Origin of the sequence: Desulfobulbus alkaliphilus (assembly GCF_016918545.1) — a bacterium.
In the GTDB taxonomy this organism is placed as follows: Bacteria; Desulfobacterota; Desulfobulbia; order Desulfobulbales; family Desulfobulbaceae; genus Desulfobulbus; species Desulfobulbus alkaliphilus.
This window is the reverse complement of record NZ_JAFFQC010000046.1, coordinates 1-19499: the sequence shown is the minus strand read 5'-3', so window position 1 is coordinate 19499 and position 19499 is coordinate 1. Positions and strand designations below refer to the sequence as shown.

Here is a 19499-nt window from a genome sequence, read left to right as displayed (position 1 = left end):
AACCGTTCTCATTTTTAGCGCGTTAAAGCTAAAAACCAACACCAGAAAGAAAACCATTCTCATTAGCGATGACCCCGCCGAGGCGCCGTTGGGTAAAAAATGGGGGTTTTCTTTCAGGCACTAATTAATTCTAATTACTGTAGAATCCTTGACAATAACCTTCAACAGCCGCCCTTACCGGGGTGTGTCCGGCATCAGTCAGGAATCAAAAAATTTCTCTGAGATCGATGATCTCCATTTTGTGGTTGCGGTCAGGGTTTTCCGGTGAGGGGCCTTCGGTCTGAATAATGCAGCTGCCTTTCAGGCGGTATTTCAGGGCGTAATCCCGGGCAAAATCAGTCCAATCAGTTGGGTGGTTAATCTCGTATATCGGGAAGACACCATAGGAAAAGAGTAATTCCTTGCAGGTTTTCCTGTTGGAACTCACCCCCAGAATCCAGGTGGGCAGGCGATAGCGGGTTAATCGCCTGGCGGTCATGCCACTGTCGGTGGGAGCAAGGATGGCGGCGACACCATCGGTCTGGCCGACGATGCTTTTGACGCTGGAGGCGATATAGTCCACTTCATTGATTTCGGTGAAAATCGGTTGTTCCGGTATCCGACTGTAACTGTGGATGGTGCGGTGGGGTTCGGTGACGGTGGCGATCTGGACCAGCATCTGGACCGCTTCCAGAGGGTAATTGCCCAGGGCCGATTCTTCCGAGAGCATGACGCAGTCCGTGCCGTCGAGGATCGCGTTGGCCACGTCGGTGGCTTCAGCTCTGGTGGGACGGCGATTTTTGGTCATGGATTCAAGCATCTGGGTTGCAGTGATCACCGGTTTGCCGAACAGATTACCGCGGGCTGTGATCATCTTCTGCATGATGGCGATTTCCTCGATGGGCAGTTCGACCCCAAGATCACCCCTGGCGACCATGACCCCGTCGGCTGCTTCCATGATCTCATCGATTTTGGAGAGGGTGGAGGCTCGTTCGATCTTGGCGATGATGAAAGGGTGGTGCCCCATGGCTTCCGCGGCCTCGCGCACGGCCAGAATATCAGCGGCATCGTTGACAAAGGACTGGCTGATGGCGTCGACGCCATTTTCCAGGGCAAATTGCATGCAGATCCGGTCATGTTCAGTGAAAGCGGATATGCCCAGGTCGATGCCCGGCAGGTTGAGTCCCTTTTTGGAGCGCAGACTGCCTCCGACCAGAACCTCGCAAAGGACATCCTCTCCATGGATGGAATGCACCCGTAATTGAATGTTGCCGTCATTGATGAAGAGAATGTTGCCGGGCTGTACAACCCTGGGCAGCTGCTTGAGGGTCATCGAAACCCGCTCGGCAGAGCCTTGTATTTCTTCAGTGGTCAGGGTAAAACTGGCACCGATGGTCAGATCCACCGGTTCCTCCCGCAGCAAACCGATACGGATCTTTGGCCCGGGGAGGTCAGCCATGATGGCAACCTGTCGTCCGGTTCTTTCAGAGGCCTGGCGGATGTTGCGGATAACCTCACCGTGAGCCTGGAAATCTCCATGGGAAAAATTGAGTCGTGCGACATTCATTCCGGCCAGCATCAACTGTTCAAGCATGGCTGGAGAATCAGAAGCCGGGCCTATGGTGCAGACCAGTTTGGTTTTATGGGCAGGGATAATGGTGTGGTGCATGAAAAAACTCCTTGATGGCAGACTGTGCCGAGTTACCTGGGGAGTATTCAGGTACGTGGCGGTGGATGGTTGGGTGGATTGTGCTCCATCCCGGATGGGAAGATACGGACGTCCAATGGGGGGGCTTTTCCCTCTTGATCAATTTTGACATACATGATCCGGGTGGAGCTTGGGTGCATAAAGAACCAAAAGTCTATCTCCTGAATCCGTAACGGCTGGACGATTTTTTGTGTATAACTTTCTGTAATAATAGTATAATATCAGTAGAATCATTAAAGGGAACCTTCACCCGCCGCCCTTCGGGGCGTTCGGACGGACGCTCACGGATCCAGGTATCTGCATGGTGCTATGGGGGTGTCGAGGTAGTGTTCCTTGAGCGATCGGAAATATGCCAAGAAACCGGGGAGAGCAAATAAATTGCATCGGTTGGGTCGACACTCTATACCATCATGATAATGGCCTTGTTTAAAAAAATCCATGAGAAAACAGGTAAAAGTGGCAGGCAGCCATTGTCGGTTTCCTTACTGTTTTCTCCCTGAACCCTGTGTCTGTCGAAATGAGTATGCCATCATCGAAAAAAGAGGTGCAGCTTTTTGTCTGCGGTCAATGCGGATTTGCAAGTCGCAAATGGCTGGGACGCTGCAGTGACTGCGGTGCGTGGGACAGTCTAACCGAGCAGGCAGGTGAGGTGGCTGTTCGCCACGGTCGCAATAAGGCGACAGCCCAGCCCCTGTTGGCCACCGACAATGAAGAGTGTGCCCGTCTGATGACCGCCATCGGTGAAATGGATCGGGTTTTAGGCGGCGGTATCGTTCCCGGTTCTCTGGTGCTGATCGGCGGTGATCCGGGAATTGGCAAGTCAACTCTGATTCTGCAGTTATTGTCACGAGTTGCAGCCTGTGGGCACAAAAGCCTCTATGTCACCGGCGAAGAATCGGTCCGTCAGATTCGTATGCGGGCTGCTCGTCTCGGTATCGAGGATCGGGAAATCTATATCTCGACCGAAAATTGCGTTGAGGCCATTGCCGAACTTGCCCGGCAAATGCAACCGGGCCTGCTGGCGGTCGACTCGATCCAGACCGTGTTCAGCGAGGAGGTTGGCTCCGCGCCGGGTTCGGTCACCCAGGTGCGGGAAGCGGCAGCCAGGCTCATGGCCTTGGCCAAGTCAAGCCATCTACCGGTTTTTCTCGTCGGTCACGTCACCAAAGACGGTGCCATCGCCGGGCCGCGGGTGCTGGAGCACATGGTGGATACAGTCCTGTATTTTGAGGGGGATCGCGGTCAGGTCTTTCGTGTTTTGCGCACGGTAAAAAATCGTTTTGGTTCCACCAATGAGATTGGGGTGTTCGAGATGAAGGAGAGTGGCCTGGCCGAGGTTGCCAACCCCTCCGCCTTGTTTCTCGCTGAACGGCCGGTGAACGTTCCTGGTTCGGTGGTTCTGCCCAGTGTCGAGGGAACGCGGCCCATTCTGGTGGAGGTGCAGGCCCTGGTCAGCCGCTCGAGCCTCGGCACGGCCCGGCGGACCGCCATCGGCGCCGATCCGCAGCGCCTGGCCCTGCTGACTGCGGTGCTGGAGAAAAAACTCGGGGTCACCCTGTTTGAACATGATATTTTTCTTAATATTGCCGGAGGAATCCGTATTGACGAACCGGCCGTGGATCTTGGTGTGGTTACCGCACTGCTCTCCAGTTTTCTTGAAAAACCCATCGAGCCGACTACCGTCGTCTGCGGCGAGGTCGGGCTGGCCGGAGAGGTCCGGGCCGTGGGCCAGATGGAGATGCGGTTGCGTGAAGCCGGACGGCTGGGGTTCAAGACCTTTCTCATGCCGGAATCCTCTGCCCGCCAGATCCAGGGAAGCCAGCAGGAGGGCATGCGGGTCCTGCCTGTGCGGACGGTGGCGGAACTGGCTGGAAGCCTTTTTGGCACCTGATTGGCGATGCCATCACCTCCTACGATGCCGCGGGAGAGGGCATGCTCCCCAGGTTGGTGGCACAAATGCACCCAACAGGGGTGAGCGCAACTTTTCCGGACTGGACGAACAGGTCCTGGATGTGATGCGGGCCATGGATTCGTTCGGTTTGATGGGTGGGAAGGATGAAAAAAAGCCTCCCATGGTTGGTTGCACAGCCTTAGCAGGTCGCCAGGTCGCGCGAGGCCGGAAGGGGTGGAACTGTGGGGTTCAATCAGGTGGAAGCCAGGACTGAGTCCCGTTCCTTGCAAGCCTCATACAAGCACATGGGGGGCACGTTTCTGATTTCGAACTTGACGGACACATGGGGAAAAAATTTCTGCAACGGTTCTTTCAGGTGATTTGAGGTCTGGTACGCAAGAAATTTACCTTCCGGTTTGAGCAGGGTAAATGAGGTTGCCAGGAGCGCATCCTTTCGTTTTCTGCCGATAAAAGAGAAGGGAATCCCAGACAAAAAGTAATCAACTTCGTTGATCTCGTAATCACCGAGGATGTTGGCGACATTTTCGGCTGAATCGTGCAGCACGTGCAGACGCGTATCTTTGATCTTTTCCAGTGCCCTGGCAAAATTGGCGTTCAGTTCAATCAGGATGAGCCTGGTGTCCGGGGTGCTACGTTCCAGAATGTAGCGGGTGAACACACCATTTCCAGGACCATATTCGACGATGATATTGTCTCGGCTGAAGTCGATTCTTTTGCAGACCCTCTTGACCAGCGTCAAGGAAGATGGTGTAACAGAAGCGACGTTGCGATCGCGGATGAAATTTTTCAGATAACTGATTGTCGACATGTGCTCTGTTTCCAGGTTAGGGTATTTGCAGAAGTTGAAAATGATCAAGGAACGATAGCAGGGGTGGCAACGACAGTCACTTATTTTCTAATATTTTTTCTGTTTTTTTTGCTGACAGATCAGCTTTGCTCAAGTGGTGACCGCTTTGCGGGTATAGATGCACAAGAGCGAAGCAACCGTGCGCAACAGTATCACAGTGTGTTACCGGTGTCAGGAGGGCTGCCGGGCATGAAGTATGCTCTTTGCACGGCAGCCCTGATCGTACGTGGGTGGCATGTCGATGGGGTGTGAGGAGCCTGCGGTTCATCTCGCGACACTGCCCCTGTTGAGGACAAATATTTCGTGACCGGGTGGAAAGGATCTCACCTGCGCCGGCCGAACTGCTCGTAGCTGATCTGATTGACACACAGCGAGGAAGCAGGGTGCCCGCTTTTGCTGTCCACCGGATGACCGATACCAATGATTGCCAGCACCATCATCCCCTCGGGCAAGGCAAGCAGGTCAGCCAGGTAGGCCTGGGAGCTGGTTGCATCTTCCCGTTGCCGCAGGCGGATCTGCACCCAACAACTGCCCAGGCCAAGATCAGTGGCCTGGAGATGAATCTGCAGAGCGGCGATGGCGGCATCCTCGACCCAGACATCACTTTTCGCTGGATCGGCACAGACGACAATGGCCAGCGGTGCGCCCTGCAAAAAACCTGCACCGTGGGCTTTGGCGGTGGCCATTTTCTCCAGGCGCGCCTTGTCCGTGACCACGATGAATTCCCAGGGATTGTTGCCCTTGGATGAGGGCGAACGGAGAGCTGCCTCCAGCAGCAGATCGAGGTGGTCCTGGGCCACCGGCTGGTCCTTGAAACGGCGGATGCTTCGACGTTGGCGTAAGAGATCGATCAACATGGGATACCTCCTGGAAAAGTTAAGCCTCAATCCATGACGGCTGGACTCTCGTTTGAGTTGTATTTTGTTGTAACAAGGTTGTCATTACAGCTGGACCCTTGATGGTAACTTTTACCCGTCGCCCTTCGGGCATCCGAACAAACGCTCACGAATCCAAGTTATGATCAGGCCGTGCCCAAGGTCCTGTTGGGTTCATGCCCGGATCATTTCCTCTGTGAGCATGCGGTCGGCGAAATCGAGGACAAACTGACGCTGGGCCGGCGTTGCCCAGGCGATGCAGGAGCAGTGCATATTGGCGGCACTGCGGACCAGCAGTTCAAAGCGGATGGAGTTCTGTTCGAGCACGACAGTGAAATAAAAGGGCTCGCAGTCCTCGTGCCCCTGTTGTTCGGCCCCGAGAAGATCGGGGGGCACGCCGAGAAAAAAGACGCCCTCGATGCCGCCGGGCTTGAGAGTCCGTTTGAGATAACTGTCAAGATTGTCTCGTTCGAGAAAAGAGATCTCGTCGATCATGTACTGACGCATGGCATCATCCTCTTGTTCAATCAAAAATAAGGGCTCATCCGTCACGGATTCAGGTCAATGTGTTGCAATGGGCAGTGCAGCAAAGAGTCGAAGGAGCAGCCGTTCCTGGTTAAACCTTTCAGGAGATCAGAGGTCGAGATAGGTTGTATCCTCATTGAGGATCTCGCAGCCCTGCTCACCGACAATGACCATGTTTTCCAGGCGGATGCCGCCCCAATCGGCCAGGTAGATGCCGGGTTCCACCGTCACCACCATGCCGGCCTGCAACTTTTTGCGGTAGCGCGGTGACAGGCGTGGCGCTTCGTGTACCGCCATGCCCACTCCGTGACCCAGACCGTGGCCGAAAAATGTCCCGTAACCGCCCTCATGGAGGACTTGACGGGCGGCCCGGTCCACCGCCGCACCGGTGACCCCGGCGCGGATTTGATCGATTCCGGCAAGCATGGCCCTGCGCACCAGTCGATGCCGATCGACAAAGGTCTGGTCCGGTTTGCCGACGACAAAGGTCCTGGTCATGTCGGAGCAGTAGCCCTGATAGATCAGGCCCATGTCGATGAGGACCAGGTCGCCGGTCTGCAGTTCGCGGTCCGTGGGCACGGCATGCGGTCGGGCAGCGTTGGTGCCGAAGGCGACAATGGTGTCAAAGCTTGGTGATTCCGCACCCATCTCCCGCATGGTCAGGTCCAGTGCCAGGGCGATTTCCCGTTCGGTCATGCCGGGCTCGATAGTATTGAACACCGATTGAAAGACTTTTTCATTAAGACGGGTTGAGGCCCGCAGCAGATGCTGTTCGGTATCGCTTTTTATAGCCCGCATCGATTCGATCAGACCGCTTTGCGCCTTCAGGGTCAGGCCACGTTTTTCAGCCATGTCGACGAGGCGGAGATAGGTGCTATGGAGCAGGTAGTCGCTCTCGAAGGCCAGTGTATGGAAGTCAAGGGCTGCAGCCAGCTTGTCGAGCAGTTTCAGCAATCCCTTGTCGTAGCGGTCGATCTGAAAAAGTGGTGCCTCGGCCTCGGCCTGCAGGGTGAAGCGTGAATCGGTCAACAGGTAGGGCCGGCCTGCGGCGGGAATGAGCAGAACACCGGAACTCTCCTGGATACCGTGATCCGGGGCGGTGTAACCGCTGAGGTAGCGGCGGTTGTGCGGCTGGGTGACCAGCAGGGCATCGATCCGTTTGCGGCGCAGAGTCTGCTGCAGACGGTCTATCCGGTCGTGCTCGGTACCCTGCATGTTCAGGCCCCGGTCCATTCCTTGAGCTGGGCCTTGAACTGCTCCAGGGCCTGGCCGTACTGGCCCTCGAGATCTGTTTCCAGCCGACTCCACTGCTCTTTGAATTGAGGTTCCGTGGTCGGGTCGAATTTCATGCCCTCGGCCTGCAAACCCTTGCGCATCAAGACTTGTTCGATCTGCATGCGCATCTGTTCCTTGAGCTGTTCGTACAGTTGTTTGCGGTGCTGGCCGTATTGGGAGGTGATGGTCTGCAGTTCCCGGCAGAGGTCAGCGATATCATTGGCTCCCTTGTTCAGCTCAATAATTCCCTGCACAGCCCGCTGGATCCGCTGGCTGCCTTCTTCGTCCCGGGGCAGGAAGAGATTACGCATCAGCGAGGCCAGCATGCCTTTGCGGATGGCCGTGCGGCTGGTCTGGTCGTGTCCATCCAGGATCTCGATCAGGGAGTTCTGAGTGCCGTTGAGGTATTCGGCAGTGGACTGCATACCTTTTTTGAGGTTGTCCTCATGCTGTATCTCATCCTGGGTGGCCATGCCCATCCGGGCGGCGCGCTCCATGACCAGATCCATGGTTGATTTTATTCCAGCCATTGACGGATTCTCCTTGCGGTTTTTTTGAGGGGGGGGGTGAACGCTGTGGCTCCGGAATATAAACATTGTCGGGAAAAACTACAAGCCGCGCGGTTCAATCAGGCGGGCGGCAAAAAAGCCATCAATCTCATCGGCCGGGGTGGTTCGGAAAAAACCGGATGCATCCACCAGGCGGCGGGCGGGTTCGGGCACAAAATCCGCGGCATTCTCCACGGCAAAGCGGGGGCAGCGCTGAAGAAACAGTTGGACAGTTTCCTCGTTTTCCTCCGCTTCCAGGGAACAGGTCGCGTAGACCAGTACTCCTCCGGGCTTGAGGAGAGAAGCGGCGGTTTCCAGGAGGTGCAGCTGGTTGCGTTGGTAGCGGGCCAGGTCTTCCGGATGTCGGTTCCAGCGGATATCAGGCTGGCGGCGGATGACTCCGGTGCCGGAACAGGGAGCATCAATGAGGATGGCGTCAAAGGGTTGTGGCCGGGTGGTGGCATAGGTCTGCAGATCACTGCGCACACAGCGTACCTGCTCGGTGAGGCCGAGTCGATTGAGATTTTCCCGCAGGAGGCCGAAACGGCGGGGCTCCGGCTCTACGGCGACGATGCTGCCGCCGGGTGGCAGCAGTTCCGCCAGGTGTGAGGTTTTGCCGCCCAGACCGGCGCAACCGTCAAGAACCCGGCACCGATCGGGCAGGGGGCCGACGAGCAGCGTGGCCAGTTGCGCCGCCTCATCCTGGACTTGGAAATGTCCCTGTTCGTATCCGGGCAGAGCGGCAATGGAGCCCGGGAAGTTATCGATGCGCAGGGCTGAGGGACTGTAGAGACCTTTGTGGGAGATGATGCCGGTTTTGGTCAGCACGGTTTTCATGACCGGGACGCTGGTGCGGCGGCTGTTGATTCGCAGGGTCAGGCAGGGATCGCTGTTGTTGCTGCAACAGATCGTCCAGGTTGTTTCCGTCCCGAAACGGGTTTGCCAGCGATCAGTCAGCCAGGCTGGATGGTTGAGGATGGGCGGGTCGGCACCGGCCAATTCTTCCGGAGTCGGCAGCGCGGCCCGGTTGCGGGCGACACCGCGCAGGAGACCGTTGACAAATCCGATCAGCCAGGCGGGCTGGCCGGCGGCCTTGAGGGTGTTGACCGTGGCGTTGACTGCCGCTGATTCCGGCATTCGGCGTAAAAATAAGAGCTGATAGACCCCGATGCGCAGGGTCATCAGGGTGCGCGGTTTCATTTTAGTCAGTGGGTGCTTGGAAAAACCGCGAATGATGTAGTCAAGGAACTGCTTCTGACGAAGAACTCCGTATACCAGCGATTTAGCCAAACCCCGATCAATATCGGCCAATTGGGAAACCGCGGATTGAAAAAGGCTGTCGATTGAATTATGGGTGGTGGCCCAGAGACAGAGCACCTCGACAGCGGTACCGCGGGGGGTGGGAGCGGAGGGCTTGGCGGTCATAAGCGGTCCGTTCGCGGCATTGTCAACGAGCTTGGCCGATGGATGGAGGGCAGCGGATCCTTCATGCCCGGGTGCCGATGCTGAAGGCAGCAGCCAAAACCTGGTGCCCATCCAGTAGCGGCTCTCCCCTGACTTTTTGTTGTGCTGTCAAGTTTAATCCTCGGAATATTCTGTATTATGTAGATGTCCGCGGTTACATTCGTCAGCACCCTTCGATTCAGAAGAAGATATCTCGTTTCTGGATGGACCCTACCCATGTTTCAGGTCAGGTCGGGTGCTGGGAGAGAAGGAGCGGGGCAGGTTGTGCCCGCGGAACATTCAATGGCACTCTGCCATGATGGCAGTGAATTGCAAGGATTTTCACATCCAGGGTGATCCAAACCGATTATACTGAATCGGGCATGGAGCGGATTTATTCACAGGCAGCGCCCGGTTCCCGCTTTCCCCTTGACAGCGAAAAGCCAGGTGCGGTACATAGGACGACACACTCAAGCCGGAGTGGTGAAACTGGTAGACGCACTGGACTCAAAATCCAGCGAGGGTAACCTCATGTCGGTTCGATTCCGACCTCCGGCACCAGGAATATCAATGGCTTACAGGGGAAACCTTGTAAGCCATTTTTTGACCCTACTCCTCCTTCAGATGCCGTCAGATGAAACTCATCGGTCCCTTTCCTCCCTGCAGATAAAAAAAATGTCGGTGATCGGGTAGGGATGATGGTACGTTACAATGTAACGACTGGCTTCAGTGCCGGTGGTCAAGTAACTGTTTTCTTTTCTCTATGCACCTTGCACAGTTCCCGTATCGCTTCAAAAATCCTTACAGCCCGATCCAGATTGATCGTTTCTTAGCCACCAGCATCGGCGCCGAATTCTCTTGCTAAAGATGGTTCTGGATCAATGTACAGACCTATGCCACAGGGGCAATAGCTAATAATACCTACGGATTTACAGGTAGTTTTTTTCGGGTTGTATTTTTTTAGAAATTGGGTAGGGGAAGACCAAGGTCTTATGGGTTGGTGAAAACGTAACCGTTCAGCACATCAAATACAGCAACCGTATCGCACCCCCATAGACACCGAACCAGCGGCACTTTTGGGGTGGAAGGTCTTGTTCGTGGAGGAGGAACGGGAGGGAGAGTGATTGCTGCTCTGCAGCTGGGGTGCTCATGAGTTTGACCAGGAACTCGAAGGCATCGACACCATGCATCCGGCAGGTGCGGGCATCCTTCCACCGGAGCAGAATTGCAAGTAAACACACCACGCAGGACAGCGCCACCCATCTCAGAACAATATCCAACTTTTTATATTCGAGCTTTTTATAGGCTCCAAAAACTCCCCCACAGCGTTGATCTCAACAGTCCCACTTGAAAAACAGCCCTACTTCAGACCTCCTGACCTCGGCAATTTTATAGGTCCTGGGCGGCATTCTTTAACGCATCGAACCCATCAAAAATAAATCATAACTTTCCCGACAGTGGCAAAGATGCTACCAGACGGCTCCAGATTTTTCTTATAAGAGCAGAAATCAAAATCACCTTCCAAATGGACAGTCGCCAACCCTCAGCTCCAATTGCCTTTTTTTCCCGAAGGCATCACCTTTATCAACCAAAATATTGGGTTTATACGCTGGGATACGACCATCACCTATGTCCACGGCGAACTGTCTGTGTTAACCCATGACATTGACGATAGGCAGTTTTTTCGTTTGATCACCAGCCAGTTGTACATCAATGGACTATCTGTTCGTATTGTTCTCTTAAAAAAGCTCAGTGGTGCGGCCGGCTACCTCCGGTGATCATGACAATATTCCTTTATCTTTGTTGAAAATTATGAGATTTATTAAGGAGGTTGTCTTGTTCTCGGTAAATTATTCAGCCATATCAACAGACTGGTCTTCATACCACGGAGAAATCCCCCTGAAAGAAGTCCGTGGGGCCAATGGTCCTCAACGTCTGGGGTGAGCTTGTTGTTGGCTCCCACAATAAGCCAAGGTAAAAGGGACCAAAACTGCACGCGAACGAAGGCCAAACAATCATTCTGACATTATCCATGACCTCAACATCAAACATACCCGAGCAATTTGCCAGGATGCGTTTAATAGTCGCCTATCTCGGCCAGGCTAACCAGGCCGGTTGGTGGGATTGCAATTTCCTCGACACAACCGGCCTGCGGTTTCTGGGAACGACTTTTCCACGGACTGCCCGATTGGCTGGACTGCGTTCTTCAACCGAAGCAGCGTGCAGTGTTCATGACAAGGTAATGGGCAGGGTGGGTACCTATCACCTTTTTCGACTCCCGCCTGCCATGGAGGACCACCTTGAACATGTGTGCGAACAAATGGATTGGGATGAGGCCATCACCTTGATCAACTCGCCAGAATGGGCCATGGAAAAGCTCAAAACAATTGCCGACTGTTTCGTGAAAGCCCCCGAAGGACCGGTGCAGGTCGGTATTGCCAGGAAAATCTTCACCCCCACGTCGGCCAAGGAAATCGCGTCCCATTATGTTTCGGCCTTTGAGGATGGCATTAGATGCTATCCGTACTTTGTTGCAGAGTAACGATGCAGAAACAACAGCGATACACCACCCAGCTGCAGGCCGGCCTGGGAATGATCCCGGAAACACTGGATCTGCTGCGCCTTTGGGAGCCGGGCATGCTCCCGTCCCAGCTTGCCGATCGTGTCATCGAAGAAGGACTTTTCTCCCGGGCAACAGCGCGTCGGGCACGAAACATTGTTATTGAGATGTTTGCTCCCCGGCTCCTTGCCGATGGCGGCGAGGCGGCTTCCCGCTTGAAAGTCCTGCTCGATCACCGCGTTTCCCAGGATGCACTGGTGCAACTCTTCTTTCTGCAAACGGCGCGAGCGCAACGTATCTTCAAGGATTTCGTCATTGAATGCTACTGGCCAAGATACAGCGCCGGCGCTTCCTCGTTATCGACAGAAGATGCGAGCAAATTCATTTATCGCGCACTCGATAACGGCAAGATGCTGAGACGGTGGTCTGATACCACTGTAAAACGACTCACAGCATATCTCATGGGCTGCTGCCATGATTTTGGCCTTCTCGCCAGCAACCGGGGGAAAAACCGTCCCATCCAGCGATTTACCATTCGACCAGATGTCGCGCTCTACCTGGTGTACGATCTCCATTGTGGCGGTCTAAGCGATATGGGCACAATCCTGCACGAAGACTGGAAACTTTTCGGGCTGGAATCGCAGGATGTCATTCGTCTTTTAAAAAAACTTGGTCATGACCGCCATCTCTTCATTCAAGCCAGCGCTGATCTTGTCCAGATATCCTGGAAATACCGCACGATGGGAGAATGCCTCCATGCAATCACTCAAAGATAAGTTCGCCGAAGTCTGCCTGCGTCTTGGCCAGGGAAGGCATTTGCAAAGCACGGGTTCCGATCCCATCTACTACCTGGTTTTTCCGGCAAGCGAAATTCTCGCCGTCAAACGGCAAACGCGCGCCTGGATAGCCACCTTGGCCAATCAGGGATGGAGTGCTGTTACCCTGTCCATGGCGGATGCCGTCAACAGCATCCTTCGCGAGCATCCTCTTCGCAGACAATGGCTGTTCGGTGAAAAAATGCTGCTTGAGCAAACTGAAAAAAAGAACACGCCCATCGATTTTGCCGAGATCAATAAAACCCTGGCTAAGGCCTTGACCGAAGGAAGCCGTCTGGCCGAACTTCTCAAGGCAAAAATCGATGAAGCCGCCTCAACACCCGGCGGCCTCCTCCTGCTGACCGATCTGGAAGCTCTTCATCCCTACCTGCGCATCAACAGCATCGAGGCCCAACTCCAAGGCATGATCCGCTGCCCCATCATCGTCCTCTACCCCGGCAAGCGGGAAGGAAAAACCAGTCTCCGTTTTCTTGAGTTCTATCCTGCTGACCCCAATTACCGTTCCGAGCATATAGGCTGATAAGGAAATACCCCATGACCAAGATACTCGATCTCTTTGACTCGACCAGGGCGCTCAATCGTCCCATCGAGAAAGTCATCACTTATCAGAACCGCACCGATGATCAGATCCGGGCGGAAATATCTGAATATGTGGTCACCGAACATATCGAGGAAAGTTTTGCCGACCTGCTGGAAAAAATGCAGATGGCCCAGCAGGGAGGCGGCGGTCATGAAATCGGGGTATGGGTTTCCGGTTTCTATGGGTCGGGCAAGAGTTCCTTCACCAAGTATCTGGGCTTCGCCCTGGATCGGTCGATGTTGGTCGGCGGAGACAGATTTCTCAAGCTCCTCCAGAATCAGCTCCGAACCGCCTCCACCCGCGCCCTTTTCAATCAGGTCTCCACCACCTATGATGCAGCGGTCATCTTCCTCGATCTGGCCAGTGAGATGCTGGCCGGGGCATCCATGGAAGATATCTCCACGGTCCTGTACCTCAAGGTGCTGCAATGGGCCGGCTATTCCGAAGACCTCAAGGTGGCGGAACTGGAGCGGATGTTGGAGATGGAGGATCGTCTCGACACCTTCCTGGCCAGGGCCAAGGAAGAACTGGATGGTATAGACTGGGCCGATGCCCGCAATCAACCGTTGGTGGCTAATCAGATTGCAGCCCGCCTGGCCAACGAATTCTACCCGAGGCTCTTTCCCACACCAGAAGAGTTCCAAAACCTGACCTTGCACGTCAACAAGTCCGAGGTCAAGCGTGCCGAGGAAATGGTCGAGCTGATCCGCCGCAAGTCCGGCAAGAAGAACATTCTCTTTATAATCGACGAGGTCGGTCAGTATGTCTCCGCCAAGCCCAACCTCATCCTCAACCTGGATGGCCTGGCGAAAAACCTCAGGCAGATCGGTAACGGTACGGTCTGGCTTTTTGCCACCGCCCAGCAGACGCTCACCGAAGATAACCCCACAGCCATGCTCAACGCCCCTGGTCTTTTTAAACTGAAAGACCGCTTTCCCATCCAGGTGCATCTGGAAGCCAGCGATATCAAGGAAATCTGTCACCGGCGCCTGCTCACCAAATCGGCGGCAGGTGAAAAAGACCTGGCCGCGCTCTTTGATGGCAATGGCGCCTCGCTGCGCACCGCCACCCAGCTCCAGGATGGCGGCGTCTATGAAGCACCCCTGGACCGGAAAACCTTCATTGCCCTGTACCCCTTTCTTCCTGCTCATTTTGAGATCCTGCTCCAGCTCCTTGGCCGTCTGGCAAGAAAAACCGGCGGGTTGGGATTGCGCTCCGCCATCAAGGTGCTGCAGGAGGTCCTAGTCGAACGGATCGACCACCAGGATCGCCTCGCCGACACCCCTCTGGGGACCCTGGCGAACACCGTCACCTTCTACAACTCGCTGCGCCGGGATATACAGAGCAGCTATAGCTACATCGTCGAAGGCGTCATGAGCGTCACTGTTCGTTTTCCCAACCAACCCTTGTATCTCGATATCGCCAAATCGATTGCGGTGTTGCAGATCCTGGAAAATTTACCGGTCACCACCCGGAATATTGCCGCACTCCTGCATCCGTCTGTGGGCTCTCCCTCTAGCCGGGACGAGGTCGAGGAGGCGGTGGCAGTCCTGCTCAAGGATGGCATGGTCCCCTTGGGTGAGAAGAACGGTAGTCTCCGTTTTCTCACCCAGGCCGCCATCACCTTGCAGAAACAGTTTGACCTGATCGAGTATCGGCAGGCCGACCTGCGCGCGGAAACCAACGGGGTCTTGCGCGGCATCTTCAAACCCTTGCCGTCTGCCCGGCTAAGCGGTGTACGACCGGTGACAGCCGGCCTGAAAGTGGCAGCCAATGGGCAGACAGCCTCCTTGGAGGGAGACAAGGAGGCTATTCAGATCCATGTCGAATTTGTGCAGCCAGAGCGCTACGAGACCGTGCGTACCGAACGGGAAAACGATTCCCGCTCCAGCCATGATCGGTCCACCATTTTTCTTTTGGCCCGATCCGATGCCGAAATCGATCAACTGGCGGTGACCATGGTTCGTTGTCATAAGTTCCTCGAACAACATCGGACCGCCGTCGACCCGGAAACCCAGGAATTTGTCCGCATCATTGATGAACGGTTCAATCGAACCGCCATTGATGCCGAACGTAAACTGATGGCAGCCTTAGCCGCCGGCTCGTTTGTGGCCCACGGCACGTGTCAACCGGTTGCGGTGAGCGGCCCGGATATGCAACAGGCGGCACGGAATTTTCTTGGCGAAGCTGCCGGCAGAGTCTTTGATCGCTATGGTGAAGCGGCTCATCAGGCCGATTCCAACCTGGCGGAAAAATTCCTTAAAACGCCGATGGACCGGGTGACCACCACTGAAGACCCCCTGGCTGTGATCAGCCGAATCGGCGGCCGCGCCCAGATTAAGAGCGATCACAAGGCCCTGGTCTCCATTAAAGACTACCTTGGCCAGCAAGGACAGGTCGAAGGCCGGCGTTTGCTTGAGCGTTTTGCCGATCCACCCTTTGGTTGGTCCAAGGACACCACCCGCTACCTGCTGGCCGCCGCTTTTCTCGGAGGTGAAATCAAGCTGCGCCTTGCCGGCCAGGATCATGTGGTGAAAAATGACGAGACTCTGGCTGCCTTTGCCTCCAACCGGGCCTTTGGTGCTGTCGGCGTGTCTCTGCGCATGGAACGACCGCCCCCGGAAACCTTGATGCGGGCCGCTGACCGCCTGTGCGATCTCACAGGAGAAAATGTTCTCCCGCTTGAGGACGAGGTCGCCACCATCGCCAAAAAATATTTTCCCGGTTATCAATCCACCTTTGGGCCATTGGCCGTTGATCTGCGCGGGCTCGGACTGGAGGAGGCAACGCTCATCGAGAAGGCTGAAAACCTTGCCAACGATCTGACCGAGGTGGTCAGCGGCGATGGTTCCGATGCGGTCAACCGCCTGGGTGGATTGGAAAGCCCGCTCCACGATGCCCTGATCTGGGCGCGTACCCTTAAAAAAACATTGGACAACGGGCTGCGCGAGCAACTCAGACATCTGTATCGGCTGCGTACCGAGATTGAGACTCTGCCTGATTTCGGGCTGCCCGCCCAGTTGAAACAGGAGGCAGCCGAGCAGCTCTCGGTGGTGCGCGATATTCTCGATCGAGAATCCTTTTTCGAAGAAACCGCAGCGCTCGGAACCGCCGCCGCTGAACTCGACCGGCTGGTGTCTGCCACAAACGCCGAACTGGCCCGGCAGCAAACCAACCTTGCTCAGGAGGAGTTGAACCGCTGGCAAACATCTGCCGACTGGTTGGTGCTCAGCGAAGACGAGCACACCTGGTTTTTAGAGGAACTTGACAAGTTGGCCATACTGGTCGACTCTGATTTGGACGGTCTGAAGCAGCTGCTCCGCCACGATTATTCACTCAATCATCGACTGCGTGACCTGACTGCTCAGTTGGGGTTGAAGGCTGCTGCTTATCGTGAATCCACCAGAACATTGGAGGATGAACCCGACCCCAAACCATCGCATATCTCAAGTACCCCCCCGCCCAGCAAACCTTGGACCATCGCTACCGAAACAATTGTTGTCCCCAAAGTCTTCATCTCGGCCAAGGAAATTGATTTGGTGGTGGAGAAATTAAACAAATTGCGCCATCGGATATCGCCGTCCGAACATCTCCGCATCACCTGGAAGGAGATGGGAACCGAGTAACAATGGCTGCATCAATGAGCAAATCCCTCATCTTCCTCAGCAGCGTCCAGAAGGAACTGGCCGCCGAACGGCGCGCGGTCAAGGACTTCGTCGACAACGATCCGCTGCTGCGCCGCTTCTTCACAGTGTTTCTGTTTGAAACCCTGCCAGCTTCGGGCAGACGGGCCGATGAGGTCTATCTCCAGGAGGTTGACCACTGTGTGCTCTACATCGGTCTCTTGGGCAACAGCTACGGATTTGAGGACAGCGAGGGCATTTCTCCAACGGAGCGGGAGTTTGACCGGGCAACCGCGACCGGCAAGGAACGGCTGATTTTCGTCCTCGGCAACGACGACACTGCCCGCCACCCGAAGATGCAGCAGTTGGTGCGCAAAGCAGGTGATCAGGTGGTCCGGCGTCGGGTCAACTCCATCCCCGAGTTGACCACAGCCATCTATGCCAGCCTGGTCAATTTTCTCGAACGAAATGGCGATATCCGCACCCTGCCCTTTGATGCGGCCGGCTGCCCCCGCGCCACCCTGGATGATCTTTCGTCCGAAAAAATGCGCTGGTTTCTCAGCCGGGCCAAATTGCAGCGTAACTTTGCCTTGCCGGAGACCACCGCTCCTGCCGATCTGCTCGCCCATCTCAACCTGCTCGATGATGACACACCCTCCCATGCGGCGATCCTGCTCTTTGGCAAGGCACCACAACGCTTTCTCTTCTCCTCCGAGGTGAAATGCGCCCATTTTCACGGCACCGAACTGCGCAAGCCGATTCCCTCCTATCATATTTACAAGGGCACCGTCTTTGAATTGGCTGATCAGGCGGTGGATTTCGTCATGGCCAAGCTCGATCGCACCGTGGGCGCGCGGGAGCAGGGGCCGCAGGCGCCGGTACGCTACGAAATCCCCCAGCCAGTGGTGGCCGAGGCCCTGGTCAATGCCATTGCCCACCGCGACTACACCAGCAATGCCAGCGTCCAGGTGATGCTCTTTGCCGATCGACTGGAAATCTGGAACCCCGGCGAGCTGCGCCCGCCCCTGAGTCTGGATAGCCTCACTCGACCGCATCCCTCCATTCCCACCAATCCACTCATCGCCGAGCCGCTGTTTCTGGCCCAGTACATAGAAAAAGTCGGTTCCGGCACTCTCGAGATGGCCACCCTCTGCCAGGCCGCTGGTCTACGCCCGCCGGAATTCAGGCTCGACATGGGTTGTTTCATCCTCACCCTCTGGCGGCCGGAAAAAGGCGGTAAAGCCGAGGCAATCACCACCGGGCAAGTTACCGGACAAGTCGCCGGGCAAGTGACCGGGGAAGTCAGCGAGCAAGTCCGCCGTCTGCTGGCGGTCTGTGAGGGTTCACTCAGCCGCCAGGAATTGCAGGAACGGCTGGGCCTGCGCCACCGCGACAGTTTCCAGCATAACTACCTGCAGCCGGCCCTGGAAGCCGGGCTGATTGAAATGACCATCCCGGACAAACCAAACAGCAGCAAGCAACAGTATCGCCTGAAAAAGACCGAGCAAGTCACCGGGCAAGAGACCGGGCAAGGTGCCGGTGAAGTCACCGGGCAAGTTCGACGGCTCCTGGCGGCCTGCGAGGGAATGCTCAGTCGTCAAGAACTCCAGGTACGGCTAGGGCTGCGCCACCGCGACAGTTTCCAGCGCAATTACCTGCAACCAGCCCTGGAGGCCGGGCTGATCGAGATGACCATCCCGGACAAGCCCCGCAGCAGCAAGCAACAGTACCGCCTCACCGAGCAAGGACGGCACCTGCTGGCCGCTCCTGATCCGCAGGAGCGCACCCAATGATCGCAGCCCCCGACGACCACCGTACCGCATGCCCCCAAGGAAGTATTCATGGCCTTTGACAAACCCACCCGCAACCGTCTGGCCGCCTTTGTCGCCGAGGCCCGGCGTCTGATCACCGACGAGTTCACCCAGCAGTTCCAGAGCCTCTACGGCATCAGCGATGCCAGCCTCACCGAGCTTGCGCAACTCAGCCATCTCGACGATGCCGGATTGGCGGTTGCTGGGCTGTTACGTGAACGGATCGATTACCTGGTCAAGACCCACCCTGAGGATAAGACGGGGCTCAAAAGCGCCGTCGCCCGCCTGGCCCGAGAACAGGCCTTCACCGTGCTCAACCGGCTGGCCGCCGTTCGCATGGCGGAAAAACGGGGACTGATCGCCGAGTCGGTGGGTAACGGCTACCAATCCAAGGGCTTCAAGGTCTTCGAGCAGGTGGCCCGTTCCGGTCTGGGCGAGATCTATCAACGCTACCGCCGCTATCTCTTCTGCCTCTTTGACGAACTGGCCATCGATCTCGGGGTGCTCTTTGACCGTCGCTCGCCCCAGGGACTGCTCTTCCCCCGGGAAAATACCCTGCTTGATCTGCTGAACCTGCTCAACGGTCCGGAACTGGAGCCGCTCTGGCAGGAAGACGAGACCATCGGCTGGATCTACCAGTATTACAACGATCCGGCCGAGCGCAAAAAAATGCGCGAGGAGTCGGCCGCACCCCGCAACAGCCGGGAACTGGCGGTGCGCAACCAGTTCTTCACTCCCCGCTACGTGGTGGAGTTCCTCACTGACAACACCCTGGGCCGCATCTGGAACGAGATGACCAAGGGGGATACCCGGCTGAAGGTGCAATGCCGCTACCTGGTCCGGAGGCCTAAGGAGTCTAGCAATAATAACCTGTACACTTTTTGTTTTGCATTGACGATTTTTTGACTGTATAGTCGCAGCATGGACAACCTTGCCATGCTCCAGCAAAAATATGAGCTTTTGCGGCCCCATCTTGA

At 56.0% G+C, this 19499-nt stretch carries 14 protein-coding genes and 1 tRNA gene; 8 read left to right on the top strand and 7 right to left on the bottom strand.

Annotated elements, in window-relative coordinates; translation table 11 throughout:
* Positions 1-205: 205 nt before the first annotated feature.
* The gene (gene pyk, locus JWG43_RS16110; RefSeq protein WP_205243972.1) at positions 206-1648 is read right to left on the bottom strand and encodes a pyruvate kinase; all 1443 of its coding nucleotides are present in this window, start codon (positions 1646-1648) and stop codon (positions 206-208) included.
* A 562-nt stretch (positions 1649-2210) separates the two neighbouring features.
* On the opposite strand from pyk, the gene radA reads away from it, so the two are divergent.
* Positions 2211-3578, top strand: coding sequence for a DNA repair protein RadA (radA, locus tag JWG43_RS16105; protein WP_205243971.1), 1368 nt, complete (start codon positions 2211-2213; stop codon positions 3576-3578).
* Between the two features lie 253 nt (positions 3579-3831).
* Here the strand turns inward: radA and JWG43_RS16100 are convergent, their stop codons facing one another.
* From JWG43_RS16100 to rsmB, 6 genes are all read right to left on the bottom strand, one after another.
* The gene (locus JWG43_RS16100) at positions 3832-4407 is read right to left on the bottom strand and encodes a class I SAM-dependent methyltransferase (RefSeq protein WP_205243970.1); all 576 of its coding nucleotides are present in this window, start codon (positions 4405-4407) and stop codon (positions 3832-3834) included.
* Positions 4408-4769: 362 nt separating this feature from the next.
* Positions 4770-5303, bottom strand: a complete 534-nt coding sequence (locus JWG43_RS16095) for a nitroreductase family protein (protein ID WP_205243969.1) — start codon at positions 5301-5303, stop codon at positions 4770-4772.
* Between the two features lie 192 nt (positions 5304-5495).
* Positions 5496-5852: a hypothetical protein gene (locus tag JWG43_RS16090; protein WP_240193651.1), complete on the bottom strand. Its 357-nt coding sequence runs from the start codon at positions 5850-5852 to the stop codon at positions 5496-5498.
* A gap of 102 nt (positions 5853-5954) precedes the next feature.
* A complete protein-coding gene (locus tag JWG43_RS16085) occupies positions 5955-7061 on the bottom strand; it encodes a M24 family metallopeptidase (RefSeq protein WP_205243968.1) in 1107 nt (368 codons plus the stop codon).
* 2 nt (positions 7062-7063) lie between these two features.
* Positions 7064-7651 carry a DUF6657 family protein gene (locus JWG43_RS16080; RefSeq protein ID WP_205243967.1) on the bottom strand — a complete coding sequence of 196 codons (588 nt, stop codon included), beginning with the start codon at positions 7649-7651 and terminating at the stop codon, positions 7064-7066.
* Positions 7652-7729: 78 nt separating this feature from the next.
* Positions 7730-9205 (bottom strand): 16S rRNA (cytosine(967)-C(5))-methyltransferase RsmB, encoded by a 1476-nt coding sequence (gene rsmB, locus JWG43_RS16075; protein ID WP_205243966.1) that lies wholly within the window; start codon positions 9203-9205, stop codon positions 7730-7732.
* A gap of 381 nt (positions 9206-9586) precedes the next feature.
* Between rsmB and JWG43_RS16070 the strand changes: the two genes are divergently transcribed.
* From JWG43_RS16070 to JWG43_RS16040, 7 genes are all read left to right on the top strand, one after another.
* A tRNA-Leu gene (locus JWG43_RS16070) sits at positions 9587-9673 on the top strand.
* Between the two features lie 1471 nt (positions 9674-11144).
* Positions 11145-11654, top strand: coding sequence for a BrxE family protein (locus JWG43_RS16065; protein WP_205243965.1), 510 nt, complete (start codon positions 11145-11147; stop codon positions 11652-11654).
* 2 nt (positions 11655-11656) lie between these two features.
* On the top strand, positions 11657-12448 hold the full coding sequence (locus JWG43_RS16060; RefSeq protein WP_205243964.1) for a BrxA family protein: 792 nt from the start codon (positions 11657-11659) through the stop codon (positions 12446-12448).
* Positions 12429-13028, top strand: a complete 600-nt coding sequence (locus JWG43_RS16055; protein WP_205243963.1) for a BREX protein BrxB domain-containing protein — start codon at positions 12429-12431, stop codon at positions 13026-13028. The genes JWG43_RS16060 and JWG43_RS16055 overlap by 20 nt, the downstream gene beginning before the upstream one ends.
* A gap of 14 nt (positions 13029-13042) precedes the next feature.
* On the top strand, positions 13043-16714 hold the full coding sequence (gene brxC / locus JWG43_RS16050; RefSeq protein WP_205243962.1) for a BREX system P-loop protein BrxC: 3672 nt from the start codon (positions 13043-13045) through the stop codon (positions 16712-16714).
* A 14-nt stretch (positions 16715-16728) separates the two neighbouring features.
* Positions 16729-18504, top strand: a complete 1776-nt coding sequence (locus tag JWG43_RS16045) for a Fic family protein (protein ID WP_205243961.1) — start codon at positions 16729-16731, stop codon at positions 18502-18504.
* A 48-nt stretch (positions 18505-18552) separates the two neighbouring features.
* Positions 18553-19428, top strand: coding sequence for a BREX-1 system adenine-specific DNA-methyltransferase PglX (locus JWG43_RS16040; RefSeq protein ID WP_205243960.1), 876 nt, complete (start codon positions 18553-18555; stop codon positions 19426-19428).
* Positions 19429-19499: the final 71 nt, after the last annotated feature.